Origin of the sequence: Mesorhizobium sp. M1295 (assembly GCF_040318135.1) — a bacterium.
In the GTDB taxonomy this organism is placed as follows: domain Bacteria; phylum Pseudomonadota; class Alphaproteobacteria; order Rhizobiales; family Rhizobiaceae; genus Mesorhizobium.
The window spans coordinates 175,901-192,265 of the sequence record NZ_JAMYLU010000013.1 but is presented as its reverse complement, the minus strand read 5'-3'; the positions used below and the strand labels follow the sequence as shown (position 1 = coordinate 192,265).

16 protein-coding genes and 2 pseudogenes are annotated in these 16,365 nt (G+C 60.3%); 4 read left to right on the top strand and 14 right to left on the bottom strand.

The genetic code is table 11. The features are described 5' to 3' along the window. The coding region (locus NKH29_RS19410; protein ID WP_353000412.1) for an IS66 family transposase at positions 1-332 on the top strand (332 nt) is incomplete at its 5' end. A gap of 52 nt (positions 333-384) precedes the next feature. After that, positions 385-573, top strand: a pseudogene (locus NKH29_RS19405) (IS21-like element helper ATPase IstB); the annotation flags it as partial. A 211-nt stretch (positions 574-784) separates the two neighbouring features. Here the strand turns inward: NKH29_RS19405 and NKH29_RS19400 are convergent. The 14 genes and pseudogenes from NKH29_RS19400 to NKH29_RS19330 form a co-directional block, all read right to left on the bottom strand. Further along, a complete protein-coding gene (locus NKH29_RS19400; protein WP_353000410.1) occupies positions 785-2,341 on the bottom strand; it encodes a serine hydrolase domain-containing protein in 1,557 nt (518 codons plus the stop codon). 417 nt (positions 2,342-2,758) lie between these two features. Further along, the gene (locus NKH29_RS19395; protein ID WP_353000408.1) at positions 2,759-4,006 is read right to left on the bottom strand and encodes a serine hydrolase domain-containing protein; all 1,248 of its coding nucleotides are present in this window, start codon (positions 4,004-4,006) and stop codon (positions 2,759-2,761) included. A gap of 163 nt (positions 4,007-4,169) precedes the next feature. Further along, positions 4,170-5,579 (bottom strand): CapA family protein, encoded by a 1,410-nt coding sequence (locus NKH29_RS19390; protein WP_353000405.1) that lies wholly within the window; start codon positions 5,577-5,579, stop codon positions 4,170-4,172. A 63-nt stretch (positions 5,580-5,642) separates the two neighbouring features. Next, the gene (locus NKH29_RS19385; protein WP_353000404.1) at positions 5,643-6,689 is read right to left on the bottom strand and encodes an ABC transporter ATP-binding protein; all 1,047 of its coding nucleotides are present in this window, start codon (positions 6,687-6,689) and stop codon (positions 5,643-5,645) included. Then, positions 6,686-7,693: an ABC transporter ATP-binding protein gene (locus tag NKH29_RS19380; RefSeq protein WP_353000402.1), complete on the bottom strand. Its 1,008-nt coding sequence runs from the start codon at positions 7,691-7,693 to the stop codon at positions 6,686-6,688. The genes NKH29_RS19385 and NKH29_RS19380 overlap by 4 nt, the downstream gene beginning before the upstream one ends. Before the next feature lies 1 nt (position 7,694). Continuing rightward, a complete protein-coding gene (locus NKH29_RS19375; protein WP_353000400.1) occupies positions 7,695-8,576 on the bottom strand; it encodes an ABC transporter permease in 882 nt (293 codons plus the stop codon). Between the two features lie 2 nt (positions 8,577-8,578). Next, complete coding sequence (locus tag NKH29_RS19370; protein ID WP_353000399.1) at positions 8,579-9,520, bottom strand: ABC transporter permease; 942 nt, start codon at positions 9,518-9,520, stop codon at positions 8,579-8,581. A gap of 7 nt (positions 9,521-9,527) precedes the next feature. Then, positions 9,528-11,123, bottom strand: coding sequence for an ABC transporter substrate-binding protein (locus NKH29_RS19365; protein WP_353000397.1), 1,596 nt, complete (start codon positions 11,121-11,123; stop codon positions 9,528-9,530). A 271-nt stretch (positions 11,124-11,394) separates the two neighbouring features. Next, positions 11,395-11,578 (bottom strand): annotated as a pseudogene (locus tag NKH29_RS19360) (hypothetical protein); the annotation flags it as partial. A 29-nt stretch (positions 11,579-11,607) separates the two neighbouring features. Further along, positions 11,608-11,766: a hypothetical protein gene (locus NKH29_RS19355; protein ID WP_353000395.1), complete on the bottom strand. Its 159-nt coding sequence runs from the start codon at positions 11,764-11,766 to the stop codon at positions 11,608-11,610. A gap of 9 nt (positions 11,767-11,775) precedes the next feature. Next, positions 11,776-12,285 (bottom strand): recombinase family protein, encoded by a 510-nt coding sequence (locus tag NKH29_RS19350; protein ID WP_353000394.1) that lies wholly within the window; start codon positions 12,283-12,285, stop codon positions 11,776-11,778. Then, positions 12,282-12,470 (bottom strand): hypothetical protein, encoded by a 189-nt coding sequence (locus tag NKH29_RS19345; protein ID WP_353000392.1) that lies wholly within the window; start codon positions 12,468-12,470, stop codon positions 12,282-12,284. Before NKH29_RS19345 ends, NKH29_RS19350 begins: the two co-directional genes overlap by 4 nt. Before the next feature lie 647 nt (positions 12,471-13,117). After that, entirely contained in the window at positions 13,118-13,750 is a 633-nt protein-coding gene (locus tag NKH29_RS19335; RefSeq protein WP_353000390.1) for a gamma-glutamyltransferase, read from the bottom strand. After that, positions 13,674-14,021: a gamma-glutamyltransferase gene (locus NKH29_RS19330; protein WP_353000388.1), complete on the bottom strand. Its 348-nt coding sequence runs from the start codon at positions 14,019-14,021 to the stop codon at positions 13,674-13,676. Before NKH29_RS19330 ends, NKH29_RS19335 begins: the two co-directional genes overlap by 77 nt. Positions 14,022-14,633: 612 nt before the next feature. Here NKH29_RS19330 and NKH29_RS19325 point away from each other — a divergent pair. Continuing rightward, on the top strand, positions 14,634-15,086 hold the full coding sequence (locus NKH29_RS19325; protein ID WP_353000387.1) for an Lrp/AsnC family transcriptional regulator: 453 nt from the start codon (positions 14,634-14,636) through the stop codon (positions 15,084-15,086). 289 nt (positions 15,087-15,375) lie between these two features. Further along, on the top strand, positions 15,376-16,242 hold the full coding sequence (locus tag NKH29_RS19320; protein ID WP_353000385.1) for an aminotransferase class IV: 867 nt from the start codon (positions 15,376-15,378) through the stop codon (positions 16,240-16,242). The last annotated feature ends 123 nt before the right edge of the window (positions 16,243-16,365 follow it).

Below are 16,365 nucleotides of genomic sequence, written 5' to 3'. Positions count from 1 at the left end.
TGGCCGAAGACATCCGCTATGGTCTTGCCCATTGGGAAGGGCTCACCCGCTTCCTCGGCGACGGCCGGCTCGAGCTCGACACCAATCCGGTCGAAAACGCCATCCGGCCCGTATGCTTGACCAGAAAAAATGCTCTCTTTGCTGGCCATGAGATCGGGGCCGAAAACTGGGCGCTGCTCTCATCCGTCGTGGCCACCTGCAGGCTCAACGACGTCAATCCCGTTGCCTACCTCGCCGAAACCCTCGAGGCCATCATCAACGGCCATCCACAGAGCCAGATCGAGGAACTCATGCCCTGGCGATTACGGAAAACATCAAGCCCAAACCCATAGGTGATCGGCGAGGCGCTTACTCTCAAGCCGCGGCATCTTGAAGCTCTACGGCATGCGCGGCGCCTATAACGAGATCATGGCCACTGGGATCAAGCGTCAGCACGAGCCGCCGAGGATCGTCGGCGATGTCGTGTCGGCGGTGATTGCCGAGAAGGAGGCGCGCTCCATCAAATACCAGCTGATCGTCGCCAAGCTGCCGCTCGCCAAGGAGATCGAAGACTTCGACTTCAAACACACGCCGAGGCAGTTCACGTTGCCAATCTATCCATTCGTAGAAGGCAGCGACCATCCAGCGGCTCAGAAAAGGAGCCCTGTCGGTCGGGAGGTCAACCGGCAGGGCGAGCCGCGCAAAGGTTGCGGTCCCTGGAGGACCGAACGGCGGCGGCAAGAAATAAGCGGAGATATACCCGCGTCAGCGTGTCGAATTCCTTTGGAGGTCGTTTTGATGTTGCTCATACTCGCGTGAAGCGCCATTTCTTGACGAAGTCCGAGTTTATCTCGAAACCGCCAGCGGTGAAGCTGAGCGTCGCCTTCCATGACAGGCCGGGACTCATCTCAGTGCCGGGCTGGAGCAGGAACCAGAGATCGCGGTCAGCGGCGACGATAGGCGCGTTCATTGCGCCAAGATCGGAGCGCAGGTGGAACATGCCACGCTGGGCATCGCCGTCGATTTCGACCTCAAGGCCCTGCGCCTTATTGACGTAGCGTCCCGCGAGAGAGGCGCCCGCGCCGCCGTTTGCAACCAGGGGCGCGTAGACCCTCGGCGTGCCGCAGAACGTGCCGTCGATCTTGCCGTCCGGCCGTGGACTGAGAACTAGGTCAGTGATTGGGTTCTCGGGCCTGGCGACGCCTTGACGGCCGAAATCGAGCCCCTGCAGACCACCGGAACTGAGGAAGCTCGGTACGCCGTTGTAGCCTACGATCTCGAACACGTCCGGGCCGCCTTCCTGCCGGTAGCGGCCGAAAGCAAGTTCGATCGGCGCCGGCTCGGAATCGCCGAAATAGATGTCGGCGATACGCCGGGCGACTTCGAATGTGGCGACTTGATCGTTGTTGGCGATGATGACGACGCCGAACTCGTCGTCAATGAAGCGCACCGATTCGGATCTGCCGCCGGCAACCCAACCGCCGTGGCCAACCGCGCGGCGGCCCCTATAGACGTCTGTCCTCAACCCAAGCCCATAGAAGCCTGTCGCGCCATTGTCGAAGACGCAGGGCGTCGCCATGCGCTCATACACTTCCGGCGTGCCAACTTTTGGATCGATCAGGTTCTGCTGCCAGACGAGCATGTCGTCGAGCGTCGAAACCATGCCGCCTTCACCGCCGAATTCAATTCCCCAGCCCAGTTGGATCCAGCTGTCAGCTTGCTTGGTATAGTGCGCGGCCAGGTGCTTCATCGCCAATCCGTCGCGCAACAGGAGCGAGGTATCGCACATGCCGAGCGGGCCGGTGATGCGCTTTCGTAGGACCTCGTTGAACGTCGCGCCCTCGATCTGCTCGATGATCTCGGACAGCATGAAGAAGCCAGCATTCGAATAGGTCATCGCGCTGCCGGGCTTGTAGCTGAGCGCGTCCTGCCTGGCAATAAGATCACGGACGGTCTGGCGGTCTGACGGCGCGAAAATCGACAGACCGCAAACGAACATGCTCTCCAGATGGTCCCAGTAGCCGCTGGTGTTGGAGGCGAGGTGCGTAAGCGTCACCGGGTACTCGAGCCGGGGCACATAGCTGAGGTGTTTCTGCACCTCGTCCTGCAGGCTCAGCTTGCCTTCTGCCTCCAGCATCAGAATTAGCAGCACGGTGAACTGCTTGCTCTGCGAACCGATGCGAATGATGGTCTTACGCCCTATCGGGACGTCTTCGTTGATGTTCGCCAGACCATAAGCATTGGCGAAGATCTCCCGGCCGTTCTCAGTCACCGCGACGATAGCGCCAGGCATTTCCGGCCCGCTGAACTCGCTGAACAACGCGTCGACGCGCTTCGCAAAATGGGCGGGTGCTTTGATCACGACCGTCGTTCCTCGTGGTGACGCTGGCGGAGGTTTCTTCAGGACATATGAAGCATGGGCAACGTAGTTTTTTGCGCCAAAATGCATCAACTTTTGAAATGCGAACCGCACGAAGCGGGTTGGTTTGTCGTCAGCGTTTTGACGTATCTTTTCTGACCGTTCGGAAGTCGGCTGTAACTCGCCCCGCGAAGGTTGCGTTTTCCGGACGACGGATCAGTGAAAGCGAGGACGGTAGCCGGCGGTCGGTCGCACTCGCGATCCGAGCCAGGGAACAATATTTATTCTCAGCGTCACGGACGCCGAGAAGCGTACAGACAACCGAAGAATGGAAATGGGGTCGGACACGCGCTGCCCGAAGGCGCCAACCTCGTGCGCAAGGTGTAAGCAGACGCAGATTCTAGCCTGCTTGCCTTCTGGCTACGCGGACAGGGTACGCCCCAGCTTCAGCATCATCGGCAGAGTGATCGGGATATTGCCATTGCTGGAGGGGATCGGGTGAGAGGCCAAGCGCGCCACCACCATGTCCGCCTTTGGCGCAACATAGAGCAGCTGGCCGTGCATGCCTCGGCCAAGGAACGCGCCCAGCTCGTCGTGTGTCAGCCACCATTGGCCGCGATACTCGTAACCCTGCGTCCCCTCATAGCCCTTGGAGGGGCCGCCGCCACTTTGCACGTCCGCAACAAATGACGCGGGTATCAACTGTTTTCCGTTCCACTCGCCCTCGCGTCGCATTAGCTCGCCGAAGCGCGCCAGGTCGCGCGCTGTTGCCGATAGGCCGGCGCCGGCCATCGCCGTGCCAGCGGGATCGACGAAGACGTATCCGTCCTCTTCGCAGCCCAACGGCGCCCATATGCGTTCATGCAGCAGTTGCTCGAACGATCGCCCTGTCACGCGGGTCATCACCCAGGCCAGCGCGTCAGTATTCACGGTCTTGTAGTTCCGGGATTCGCCGTGGGCGCCTTTCTTGCGCATGGTGCACAAGTAGTCGCACAACGTCTGCGGTCCTTCGTACCCAGCCGGCCGAGGTCGCCAGCCGCAGGCGCGCGCATGCGTCCAAAAACTGGAGTGTTTATCCGTATAGTCTTCGCTGTAGTCGAGCCCCGTCTGCATGTCCATAACCTGGCGCAGCGTCGCGTCCTCAAACGCGCTGCCGCGCAGCTCCGGTAGATAGTGCGCGAGTTCCTTGGATTCGTCTAGGACGCCCTCGTGCACGAGCGCCGCGGCGAGCGTACCCGCATACGACTTCGTAACAGAGTGCAGCGCATGTGGCAGGTGCGGCTTGAGCGCGCCAAAATAGCGCTCATAGACGATGCGTCCACGATGCAGCACGACAATCCCGTCCGTATAAGTGTCGTAGAGCGCATCATCGAAACGGCGCACGAGCCCGTTCGTGTCGGCGAAGGTGAGCGCGTCGATGTCGGCGGTCTTGTCGCTGCGCTCCAGCAGCATTGGCCGGCCCGCTCCGCGCCACACATTGACAGTCGGCACAAGCTCGCGCATGTGCGACAGCGACCAGCGAAGCTGCGGGAAATCGAGGAAAGCGTCGCTCTCGAAGGTGATGCACTTGTCCGCCGGCGGCGGCGAACCGCGCATCCAGCCGAGTTCATTCGGATTGGATGCGCGGCCATCGAGGTAGCGGTGTCCATCAATCTCAAGCGTCCCCATCACGAGCTTTCCTTACTTCAGTTGCCAACTTCTGTACGCAGTTCAAGTTTCTGACATAACTTTGGTTGCTCACCTCCTTATGGCGGAGGCGAATCTCGCGGCTGGAGGGCCCAGGCTTATCCGCCCAGCGGCGAGTTCGGCCCACCAAGCCGCTGAGGTATTGCTACATGCCGCGTTGGGCCGAACTGGGCTGCAGTCGGATCACTCCAACACCGTTCTCGATGGCGATTTGGGTGCCATACGGCTCCGAGAGCTTCTGTAGCCGCTCCAAAATAGCTACTGCTTGCGGTGCGGGTGCGAGCCGCGGAATACCTCGGTTCGCAAATCTGTTTAAGCGGCGGAGCTCGATCGGATGGAGCCGTAATTCAGCGAGCTGGTTCAGCTCAAAACGGCTAATGGTAACCACGCTCTCATAGAAGATCGTATCAGATTGAGACCCTACTAATCCTTCCGCAGTCGGATATCCTTTCGCCACCTCGTCGACCGTGACTTCGGCGTCTGTATTCACCCTCGGATCCTTGCCGTATACCTCGTACATGTCATCGCCTACTGGCGTCCGGAGGTCCTGACAGAAGAAATTACCCAAGCTGTAGAAGATAGGCCGGCCTTTGTAGATTTCGATGCCTCGCAGCTGATGAGGTCCATGCACGACGTATGCGTCCGCCCCGGCATCGATAAGCCTTCGGGCCAACGTCTGTTCACAGTCAGGCGGTTCCTCGCTCCACACGCCGGGTTCATGCTCATGATTCGTGGCGATGCAGAAGTCGGAGATCTGTTTGCCCCGACGAACGTTGCGTAGGATACCGGTGATGTCACGCGAGTTGGGTTCGAAGCTGTAACTGGCTTTGTCGCCAGCTTTGTACGTCACCCCGCCGAGCACTACGCGGCTTGGATCTTTTCCAGCGGGGTTGTAGCCCGGTAGCATTTCGCGCACCTGTCTCAAGCTCTCGAGCATCTCCGGCGGAACAACGATGCTCTTCTCCAAACGAAGGGCGTTGAGCCCTGGTCTGCCTGGCGCCTCACCAGCGGGATCGCACGCACGAGCCATCGGCATGAATGTCGTAGCAAATGACACTAACGCTACCCTTCCGCGCGGAGTCTCCAGGAAGCGGGCGGCTCCAGCCTGTGCGAGGTTTTCGCCTGCGCCTGCATGGATGATGCCGTTTTCTTCGAGCGCCCGGCTCGTCTCGTGCATGCCTTCAAGGCCCCAGTCGAGCGTATGGTTATTCGCGCGACTGACCATATTGAATCCCATGGCCCTTAAGTCAGGACCTAGCTGCGGGTCGCTGATGCAATACGCTCCACCGTACTCAGCCTGTGGGCATCCTTTGGATTGAACATCCAAGATGTTGGTTTCCAAGTTCCCGAAACTGACATCGGCCCCATGGAAGATCCTGAGAACATCGACCAAGCCAGGATAATGCCCCTTGGTCACTGGCCGCGCAAAAAGAAGGTCGCCAACTGCCGCCATTGTGAAGCCGTCTTCAACGTTTGTGGCAATTGAACCGACCGTATCAAAGCCACCATCCTTCTGGACTGGATGGCGACTGTTCTGGTGCGAATCTCTCGGCATACGATTTCCTACTTTTCCCGCGAATGCATTTGACTGTTACTGTACTTGCGTGTCCCGACGCCTTCAGGAAAGCGTCTGTGGCTGAGCCACATGGGCAAGCGCATGATCGCCCGCCATATCCGGCGCCGGGATACCGGTGGCTGGAGCGCGCACATGACAAGCTACGACGCGGCCGTCAGCCATAGGCACCAAAGGCGGTACCTCGATGCGGCATCGCTCGACCGTGAGCGGGCAGCGCGGGTGGAATGCGCACCCTGTCGGCGGGTTGATTGGGCTTGGCACCTCGCCTTCCACGGGCGCCTCCAGCCGAACGCGCGTCGGATCCGGTACCGGAGCTGCCGCGATCAGCGCCTCCGTGTAGGGGTGGACCGGGCTGACGAAAAGCGCCTCGCATGGTGCGAGCTCCACGATCCGGCCCAGATACATGACGGCAACGCGATGGGCGATATGCTCTACGACGCCGAGGTCATGCGAAATGAAGACGAAGGCGAGGCCCATCTGCTGCTGCAGATCCAAGAGCAGATTCAGAATCTGCGCCTGCACGGAGACGTCAAGGGCGGATACCGCCTCGTCAGCGATGATAATCGAGGGTTTGAGTGATAGCGCGCGCGCAATACCGAGCCGCTGGCGCTGACCGCCCGACAACTCGGACGGGAGCCTGTACATCATCTCAGGTGACATTCCGACTTTTCGGAGAAGGTCCGCGGCAAGTGCCTGGCGCTGCTTGCGGCTGAGACGCTCAAAATTCTCCACGGGTTCGGTGATAATTTGCCCGGCGGTAAGGCGCGGATTCAGCGACGAGTAAGGGTCCTGAAAGACCATCTGCATCCGGCGGCGGAACGTCCGAAGCGCGTCCTTCTTGAGACCCGCAATATCGGTCCCGTCGATCAGCACGCGCCCGTCAGTCGGTTCCACGAGCCGCATCAGGAGACGCGCGACGGTTGACTTGCCGCAGCCGGATTCGCCGACGATGCAGAGCGTTTCGCCCGCCTGGACGGAAAAGGAAACGTCTTCCACCGCCCGGATCACCGGAATAGTCTTCTTCAGGAATCTTGCACCGAGCGGATAATGCTTGGTCAGATTCTCGACTGTCAGCAAAGGACCGCTCATGCGCCCACGACCTCTTCGGCGCGCCAGCAAGCCGCGGCGTGGCTCGACCCGACATCACGCAGGACAGGCGTCTTCTCGCGGCAAATGTCAATCGCGAACGGGCAGCGAGGAGCAAAGCTGCACCCGACCATGGGCTCGCGCAGGTTCGGCACGATCCCAGGAATCTCTGGAAGGCGGCGCTGTCGGCCGCGCCGCCGGTCAGGCACCGATCGCATGAGCCCTTGAGTGTAGGGATGCGCCGGACGCGCAAACAGATCTATGACGTTCGCTTGTTCTACGATCCGGCCGGCATACATCACAATCACGCGTTGGCATGTCTCGGCTACAACACCAAGATCATGCGTAATGAACATGACGGCCGTTCCCGTGCGCTCTTTCAGATCGACGATCAGCCGCAGGATCTGTGCCTGGATGGTGACATCGAGCGCAGTCGTCGGCTCGTCGGCAATCAACAGTTCCGGTGAGCAGGCCAGGGCCATGGCGATCATGGCGCGCTGGCGCATGCCGCCCGACATTTCGTGAGGATAGTTGCTGACGCGCCGTTCGGGGTCCGCGATACGGACGAGACGGAGCATCTCTTCGGCCTTTGCCATGGCCACCGAGCGGGACGCTTTCGTGTGGATCTGCACCGCTTCGGCGATCTGGTGACCGACCGTATAGACCGGATTCAAGCTCGTCATCGGCTCCTGGAAGATCATTGCGATCTGGTCGCCGCGGATCTTTCGCATCTCCCGATCGGACAGCTCAAGGATGTCGCATCCGTGAAAGCGCACCTCGCCGCCGACAATCCTGGCCGTCAGCTTCGGCAACAGGCGAAGGATGGAGAGGGCGGTGACGCTCTTCCCGCATCCCGATTCACCGACGACACCGAGTGTCTCGCCTTTCTTCACCTGGAAGCTGATGCCGCCCAGGGCGCGGGTCACGCTTTCTTCGCCGTAAAAGTGCGTCTCAAGATTTCGAACGTCGAGAAGCACGTCGTTCCCTGCGGTTTGATGCATTAGCATGTCAACGCCGCCGCCTCGAACGGGGGTCGAACAGGTCGCGCAGGCCATCGCCGAGCAGGTTTACGGCAAGGACCGTGACGGCAAGGCAGATGCCGGGGGCGAAGACCGTGAATGGAGCGATAGCGAGATACAGTCGAGAGCTTGAAATCATGTTGCCCCAACTCGGAATCTCGGGCGGCACGCCTACGCCAAGGAAGCTCAGCCCGGCCTCTGTCAGGATCGCATCCGCGCAGACTATGGCGCTCTGCACCATAAGTGACGGAATGGTGCTCGGCAGAATATGCCGCCACAGCACTTTCGGTAGGCGCGCCCCGCCGCAGAGGGCAGCCTCCACGTAAGGACGCTCCCGGACACCCAGAACCACCGAACGAACCATGCGCGTGACGCTTGGCAGCTGGGGGATCGTGATGGCGACGATGAGGATACCGATCCCGGGTCCTATCAGAGAAATAAGCGCGATGGCCAACAGAATCGTCGGGATCGACATCAGGCCGTCCATCACCCGCATTATGATACCATCTAAGCCACGGTTGTAGCCAGCGACAACACCGAGTAGAAGGCCGCCCAGAACTGCGCCTGCCGCCGACGTCAATCCAACCATGAGTGAGATCCGGGCGCCGAAGATCGTTCGCGCAAACACGTCCCGGCCGAGATTGTCGCTTCCGAACCACATTTCGGCGGAGGGCGGCTGGAGGCGCTTGAACGGATCCATGTTCAGAGGGTCGCCGGCGTAAAGCGGGGCAGCGAGCGCTAGAACGATCAACAGCGCCAAGAGGCCGCCGCCGATCACGACCAGCGGATGCCGCCTTGCCAGATGTGGCAGATCAGATATTCGCAGGCGATCCGTCGGGACGTATTCAACTGGTGCGGAGAGGAGCGTCATATTCAGTACCTGATGCGGGGGTCGACCAGGGTGTAGGAAAGGTCGACCGCGAGATTGATGAGGACGTACAGACCCGAAACCAGGATGAGTACGCCTTGAATGATGGGATAGTCCCGGTTGTTGATCGCATCGACGACCAAACGACCGACACCAGGTATGTTGAACACCGTTTCCGTGATGACGACGCCACCCATCAGACCTGCGAAACTTAAGCCGATCACCGTGAGGATCGGCACACCCGCATTCTTCAGTGCGTGGTGGAAAAGCATGGCATAGGAGGAGGCGCCCTTGGCAGCGGCCGTCCGCATATAGTCTTCCGACAATACCTCCAGCAAGCTCGCCCGCGCGATTCGGGCGATGAAAGCAATGTAGGGGATACTCAAAGTCACGGTTGGCAGGAGCAGGTGCACAAGCCATGGCCCGAAGTCATGGTCGATAGGCTCGTATCCTTGGACGGGCAGCCAACGTGTCATGATGGCGAAGAAGTATATGAGAAAGAAACCGACGACAAACACCGGGACAGAAAAACCAAGCGTCGCGAATACAGTCAGGATGCGATCAACAAGACCGCCAGATCGCCACGCGGCAAGGATGCCGAAGGAGACCCCAACCGTCACCGAACCGATCATCGTCAGGATCGACAGCGAAATGGTCGGTTCAAGCCGCTGCGAGATGAGCTCGAGAACCGGTCGCTCAGAAAAAATTGAGATCCCGAAGTCACCGCTGAGGATGCCCAACGCCCAATGTATGAACTGAATCGGCAGCGGCTCGTTGAGCCCCAGTTGCTCACGAATGCCGGCGATCATCGCTGGGGTGGCCATTTTGCCTGCCATGATTGCCGCCGGGTCGCCTGGCGCCAATCTCAGAAGCAGGAACACGAAAATCCCAACCATCGCCATGACGGCGATGGTCGAAATCATCCTTCGAAGGATGTAAATGGCCATAGTGTCCTCAGGCCTTCTGCATGTTCCACATCGCAACCCGCGGCATTTCGATGAGGTTGGTGAGCACCTTGCGTCGCGCGGTTGGCAAGACAGCTTGACCCAACCGAACGTCGCCAACGAAGTCCCACCATATCCGTTGCATCTTGCGTGCCAATGCCTTGCGCTCTTCAAACGTTTCGACATCTGCCCATTTGGCCCGAAGAGCCTCATATTCGGCGTTCTTCGGCCAGCCGGCAAAACCTTCGCCGCTCGCGTCTAGGAAGACTGCAGTAACCGGATCGCCTTGGGTGAAATCGAAATCGCCCGTGATGAAGATGCTCCACCCGCCGTCCTCAACGGGACCCTTGTTCGCCTGGCGTGCTACAACCCCGCCCCAGTCGCTCGGCGCGAGCTCGGCGTTGACGCCAATCTTGCGCAGCTCGGCCGCAAGAAGCTGCGAGGCGTCGTGGCCCGCCCGCCAGTCCGTCGGATCGAGAATGACGACTTTCTCGCCGGCATATCCGGCCTCCTTAAAGAGTTGCTTGGCCTTTTCCGGATCGCCACCCTTCTTGAACCATCCCGTGTTTTCGTCATTCGAATAGGGTGTACCGTTTCCAAATATCGAAGTGACTGTGTAGCCGTATTTTGGATCGGGGGCCATGACGCGCAGAAACGCCTCCTGGTCGATCAGGTGAAGCATCGCTTGCCGCGCCTTGACGTTATCGAACGGCTTCTGCAGAAAGTTCATGCGCAGACACCGGTCCTGGCCTCCCTTGTCCAGGACCTGGAGTGCAAGGTTGGGATCGCTCTCGATCGCTGAGTAAAAATCAGCGGAAGGAGTTTGAAGGAAATCAACCTCGCCGGCCTGCAAGGCCGCGGTGGCCGTCTGCTGATCGGCGATGTTGTTCCAGATGGCGCGATCAACCTTGACGAGCTTTCCGCCGGCTAATCCGTCCGGCGGCTCGCCGCTTGGGACGTATTGCTCATTGCGGTCGTAGGTAAAGCTCGCGCCGGGGTTGGCAAGAGCCTCGTTGAACTTGAACGGCCCCGATCCGATGTTCGCGGTCACCTGCTCGGTTGCGGGGCGCGCTGCATCCTTCTCGCGCATGATGAACAAGGACGGCAGCGAGACTTTTGCCAGCAGATCGATCAATACCCCCAGAGGCTCCTTGAGCGCAATAGTGAAGGTGTTGTCGTCCTTCCTCGAGATGTCCCTGGCCCGCTCCATAAGCAGCTGCCCGCCGGAAGCGACCTGGCCCCAGCGACGGATCGAGGCGACACAGTCCGCCGCAGTAACGGGGGTGCCATCGTGCCAGCCGAGACCATCGCGGAGCTCAAATGTATAGGTCTTCTTGTCATCGGAAACGCCCCACTTCCCCACCATTTGCGGCTGCGGCTTAAACCTGGAATCGAGCGAGAACAGCGTATCGTAAACGGCCAGGCCATGCTCTTGGGTGATGCCATCCGTCGAAAAGATCGGATCGAAGACGGTGAGGTTGTACATCACCATCCGGACGGTCCGCGAGTCGGCCGGCGACGTCTGTGCCCGGAGGATCGATGGAATCGATACGGCCGTCCCGGCGGCCATCCCCACCTTAATGAAATCACGTCGAGAGATTGTCATGTTCAGTCCTCCCTTTTGAGCCACCGGCGCGGTAAACCCTCGCTTACTTAGTCTCGTCGACCACCAGCGAAGCATTTGCCTGTCGTCCCCAACAGGCCTAACCGAGGCACGACATCTAATAGCACCTAGGCAGGAGGGGTTTGCGCCAAAATGCGTCGGCTGTTGAAATACGGACCGCACAACGCGCGGTGGTTTGAAATGTCGCCAGCATCCGTCGCCGCACGCAACAGATCATCCTGCACGTCGTCTGGTTGCCGCAGCGTTCGAAGTGGATGCCCCGGACTATAGGGTTGTGGCAGTGGGTGGCGTGCAGCGTCGCCGCTATCGGCGACGGCACCCAAGCGGTGTTGGCGCCTGCCTTGGGGTGGGCGATCTTGTCGACCAACATCGCCGCCATCAGGTCGGGGCATTGCCCACACGCCCTTGCCGATCTGCGCGTGGCCGGCCAGCCCCCTTTTGCTCGAGGAGTTCGCCAGGACGGAACTCACCCACGATGATCATGTGGTGAAATCCAGCCCATGTTCGAGGACCAGAGCAGGGCCTGGCGGGCACTGCCGAGTTCCGCCACCTTGTCAAACACAAGGGTGATGGCCTCCTGCATACGACGATCGGGATCCTTCTCCAGCCGGGCGCCGATCTTCACCGAAGCCGATCAGGGCAGCGACGACGAATTCACCGCGCCGGGCCTTCTCATAGCGGGCCGACAGGGAGCGCTGACGCAGAAGACGAGCTCATACTCGTTGAGAGTGCCCTTCAATCTCAGCAGCAGCCGGTCATTGCCCGGGCTCGGTGCGTAGACCGTCTCCTGATCGATCAGCACGGTATCGACGACGCGGCACATCTCGATGAGCTGCTGCCAGTCGCGGCTGTTGCGGGCAAAGCGCGATACCTGCCGCGCCGCAACCGCCCCCACCTTGCCGAGACAGACTGCGGCGACCATCCGATCGAAGCCTGCTCGCGCGACACCGCCAGCAGCAGAGCGGCCGAGATCGTCATCGACGGTCTCGATGCAAGACCAGCCGAGCGCCACCAGGCGATCGCGCATCGCATACTGCAGGGCGCTGCTGTCACGATTGTGCAGAACCTGATAGGCCGAGGACTGCCGCACATACAGGATCGCCTTGCGCTCCAGATGGTGGGGCCGGATCTTCTCATGCATCATGGCGCGCTTCCTCCCGTTGAACGGCGCGCGCCGTCGACGTGATCGAGGATCAGGCGCACCATCAGCTTTGTCAGCGTCAGGCGCGTCTCTTCCGGCAGCGCCTGCCATGGTGGCATCTGCGCGGTCTCCGCATCGTGCGGGTTGGAGAACAGATCGAACTGATATGTCGTGGGCTGGCGCGGCATGGACCTCTCCCCGATTCGGGTCGTGAGGACCCGATGCTGCGCCCGAATCTCCAATTGCGATGGGGTGGGAGAATTGGCCGTCGCGTCCTGCAGCAGTGTCACCAGGACGCCAAGCGTTCTGGGATCAACATGTGGGGCAGCGGCAATGCGCGATGCGGCGCAGACCGCGCGATCAAACATCCAGGCCGGAACCTCCAGCCACCGATCGGAGGCGTGGCCAGAGAGACTGCAGCGGAAAAGCTCCCGGTCAGCCTTCTCGATCACCTCATAAACGTGAACACAACGCCCGGCCCAGGGATGCCATGGATAAAGAAACTCGCGTTCCTCGGTCCCGTGGGCGTTCTCTCGTCGTGTTGTTCAACACCGCGAGGCCGCATTCCTCGCTCGGCTAGCAGACCCGGCGGCCTTCGCCGTAACCCTCGCCGCAACCGGCTCCGACGCTGCGCTCAATAGGCTTCGCGTCTCCGCCGGTTGCTCCAACCGCGCCAAGAGGCGTAACAGAAACGGCCAAGGCTCTAATCGCCACTGGATGAAAGTTCAGCGTGGCAGGTCATCTGCGTGCTGGCGACGATGTTGCCGAACCCGTCCGCCACCGTCAGATGGGTGGTGTGCACGCCTTCACCAGGCGCCACCCCAGCGCTCCACGCCTAGGTGCGATCCATCGTGATGCGGCGCTCCGCAGCGTAGCCCTTGGACAGCAGCTTGCCGACCGGGACATCGGCGGACGCCGCTGCCCGATCGGCGAAAGCGATCTTCAGCACTTCGGCCTGCAGGTGCAGCGTGTCCGGCGTCGCGAAGCCGAGCGCGCCAATGTCGTAGCCGCCATTCAACATCTGATGATATGCAGCGGCCCGACGATGGCGGTGGCGGTCCGATCCCCTCGTAGCCGCGATATACCCACGCAGCGGAACGCAATCGGTGGTGCGATAGCCGGTCCGGTCCTGGAGTGTCAGAAAGCCCTCCTCCAGCACCCATGTGCTAAGCAAAGCGACGTCCCAGTCCGCCGCCATGCAGGACATCCGGCCCCTTACGCGAAATCGATCGCAGCGTCTCGGCACAATCGCGGTGACCAGGCGGGTCCCAGACTGGATCCGCACGGCGCCGGCAGATACAGTTTGGCGATTTCCCCATCGCGCGAGATCCGCCGCCGACTCGGAGACGCATACCTGCTGATAGGGAGTCATGCGAAAGCCACGCGAGGCGTCACGGATCGCGGGCTCGGTGACGTCGGCCAAAAAGAACGGGCCGAACCGGCGCAGCGCCTCGCACCAGCCAAGCATTCTGCCGGGGGTCGCGACTGCGGTGACCCACGGCGTTGCGGCGGCCGATCGTGTCCATCGTACCGGGCGCGGCCTTGGGATCGGGCGTGTAGACAGCGGGGCCAGTCGCGAGTGGCGCGGTGCTCAGGCCTTCGAGACTGTGATGCGTGCCGTTGGCGAGGCGGATATGAGCCACCCCCACCCGGCACCCCACCATCATCGGTTCAAGGACTGTGAGGGTGAATAGGGCCGCGATGGCGGCGTCGATCGCGTTCCCGCCGGCAGCGAGCATTTCCGCCCTCCCGGCGGAAGAGAGCGGGGGATTGGTAACCGCCATGCCACGCGACCCGATCGCCGGTTGTTTATCGCATGTGAAAGTCGCGCCGGCACGAGAGTGCCAGTCAATATGCCGCATCAGTCAACGTTCCCATTGACGAACCTGCAAATGGTACCCAGCCATCCATGCCACACTCCGCCTTGCGACGGCGGACATTACGAAACGTGCAGCAGACCGCGCGGCGATGCATTAACCCCATTGCTTTTGTGCGAACTGCATTTCAGCAGTCGATTCATTTCGGCGCAAACTCCCCTTCATTCAAAATCGACGGGATGGCGACATACACCTTCACGCCAGCCAGGATCACGTCTAGCGCACCGCACGGATGATTCGCACCAGCTGCCTTGGCAGGATAGCGGCGCGAATGACGGATCCACCCAGTCGATCCTGCACCACCGGTGCGATTTCGACGAATTCGAGCCATTGGGATCCTCGCAGCCTCACCGCGACGACTTTTTTGCGGGGGGGCAAATTTGATTTGTCTATTTCAATTTGTAGCGTGAACTGCAATGAATGTAGCGCCATTTACGGTGACTATGGAACTTGCAACATGGCAGACATGATTCCATGGATGACCTAGATCGAAGAATCCTCACGACTCTTCAAAAGAACAGCCGCGTCTCATTTGCGGAACTGGCGGAAATGGTCGGTTCCTCGGCAGCGTCATGTATGCGTCGAGTGAACAAGCTGCGTTCTGATGGTGTGATCGTTGCGGACATCTCGCTGGTGGATCCGAAAGCTGTCGGCAAGTCCCTCACCGTGGTTGTCACGGTTGAGTTGGACCGTGAGCGTCTTGACCTCGTCGACGACTTCAAGCGCGCGATGCGTGCGGCCAAAGAGGTTACCCAGTGCTACATGGTTACGGGCGACGCCGACTTTGTACTGATCGTGGCCGTTGAGGACGTCGAGGCCTTTGACGTCTTCGTCAAGACAAAGCTCTATACCAATCCTAATGTCCGAAAATTCCAGAGCATGATTTCGCTTGATCGTGTCAAGTTCGAGCCGCGGGTAACGGTGTAGAGTTGGGCAGGTTGCGCTGAAGCCATCACGCCGGGCCGTGTTTTGAAACCGCCGTTGCGTGTGCACCGTAAAATTGAACTTTTTCGACTGGAGAGACGTGCGATCTAAGGGGCGCAGTCGATGCTGCGTCGGGACGGCGTGAGACGCCAGACTATCAGGCGCGGGCAAAGCAACTATCCCGGTGTGAGGAAAAAGAATGGCGCCCCCGATGACACAGGCCTTACCCGCGCTTCCAGCTGTGGACGAGCATCACGTGAACAGGCGCCGCTATCCTGACGGGATAGTTTTCATGGACGGGCAATACCTGCCGATGTCCGAGGCCAAGATCTCAGTGCTCGATTGGGGGTTCCTGCACTCCGACGCTACTTACGACACGGTGCACGTCTGGAATGGCAGGTTCTTCCGGCTGGATTTGCATCTTGACCGCTTCTTCGGGGGTACGGAACGGCTGCGAATGAAGCTGCCCTATCATCGCGAGAACATAGCATCCATCCTCACCAATTGCGTCGCTTTGTCGGGCCACAGATCGGCGTACGTGGAGATGATCTGCACGCGCGGTTCTTCGCCGACATTCAGCCGCGATCCCCGCCAGGCGGAGAACCGCTTCATCGCGTTTGCTGTCCCTTTTGGGTCGGTTGCCAATAAGGAGCAGTTGGAAAGAGGCTTGCACGTCGCGATCAGCGAAACCGTCCGCATTCCACCCAAATCGGTCGATCCGGCGATCAAGAACTATCATTGGCTCGATCTCGTAAAGGGCTTGTTCGATGCCTACGACATGGGAGCGGAAACAGCACTGATCCTGGATACGAACGGGCATATTGCAGAGGGACCCGGCTTCAATGTGTTCGTTGTAAAGGACGGATCCTTGAGGACGCCCGCTTTTGGGGTGCTGCCGGGCATCACGCGCCGGACCGTGTTCGACCTTTGCGCCGAGATTGGGCTGTCGGCCACGGCTGTTGACGTTGGTCGTGCTGAGATCAAAGCGGCTGACGAGGTGTTCATCACCTCCACTGCCGGTGGCATTATGCCCGTAACGCGTATTGACGGCACCGCGATCGGTAATGGGCTTGTCGGATCCATCACCCGCCGGCTCATGGATCTCTACTGGCAAAAGCACGATGAACCGGCATGGTCGACTGCAATCGTCTACCCTTGAGCGGAAATGAGCCGTGCGAGAGCGATTTCGGAGCGGCTTTGCGATGATCTCAATGAGCTTACCTATCGACGCGACCGTCCCCTTTGATCTTCGCGGCAGCGATTACCTCGATGATGAGCACAC

What these genes read in the sequence shown, in the direction of transcription:
- NKH29_RS19395 (WP_353000408.1), bottom strand. Translation starts at nt 4,006, where the DNA reads ATGGGGACGCTTGAGATTGATGGACACCGCTACCTCGATGGCCGCGCA.
- NKH29_RS19375 (WP_353000400.1), bottom strand. Translation starts at nt 8,576, where the DNA reads ATGACGCTCCTCTCCGCACCAGTTGAATACGTCCCGACGGATCGCCTG.
- NKH29_RS19390 (WP_353000405.1), bottom strand. Translation starts at nt 5,579, where the DNA reads ATGCCGAGAGATTCGCACCAGAACAGTCGCCATCCAGTCCAGAAGGAT.
- NKH29_RS19350 (WP_353000394.1), bottom strand. Translation starts at nt 12,285, where the DNA reads ATGATGCATGAGAAGATCCGGCCCCACCATCTGGAGCGCAAGGCGATC.
- NKH29_RS19320 (WP_353000385.1), top strand. Translation starts at nt 15,376, where the DNA reads ATGGACGGGCAATACCTGCCGATGTCCGAGGCCAAGATCTCAGTGCTC.
- NKH29_RS19345 (WP_353000392.1), bottom strand. Translation starts at nt 12,470, where the DNA reads ATGCCGCGCCAGCCCACGACATATCAGTTCGATCTGTTCTCCAACCCG.
- NKH29_RS19380 (WP_353000402.1), bottom strand. Translation starts at nt 7,693, where the DNA reads ATGCTAATGCATCAAACCGCAGGGAACGACGTGCTTCTCGACGTTCGA.
- NKH29_RS19370 (WP_353000399.1), bottom strand. Translation starts at nt 9,520, where the DNA reads ATGGCCATTTACATCCTTCGAAGGATGATTTCGACCATCGCCGTCATG.
- NKH29_RS19330 (WP_353000388.1), bottom strand. Translation starts at nt 14,021, where the DNA reads ATGCTCGCTGCCGGCGGGAACGCGATCGACGCCGCCATCGCGGCCCTA.
- NKH29_RS19365 (WP_353000397.1), bottom strand. Translation starts at nt 11,123, where the DNA reads ATGACAATCTCTCGACGTGATTTCATTAAGGTGGGGATGGCCGCCGGG.
- NKH29_RS19325 (WP_353000387.1), top strand. Translation starts at nt 14,634, where the DNA reads ATGGATGACCTAGATCGAAGAATCCTCACGACTCTTCAAAAGAACAGC.
- NKH29_RS19335 (WP_353000390.1), bottom strand. Translation starts at nt 13,750, where the DNA reads ATGCTTGGCTGGTGCGAGGCGCTGCGCCGGTTCGGCCCGTTCTTTTTG.
- NKH29_RS19385 (WP_353000404.1), bottom strand. Translation starts at nt 6,689, where the DNA reads ATGAGCGGTCCTTTGCTGACAGTCGAGAATCTGACCAAGCATTATCCG.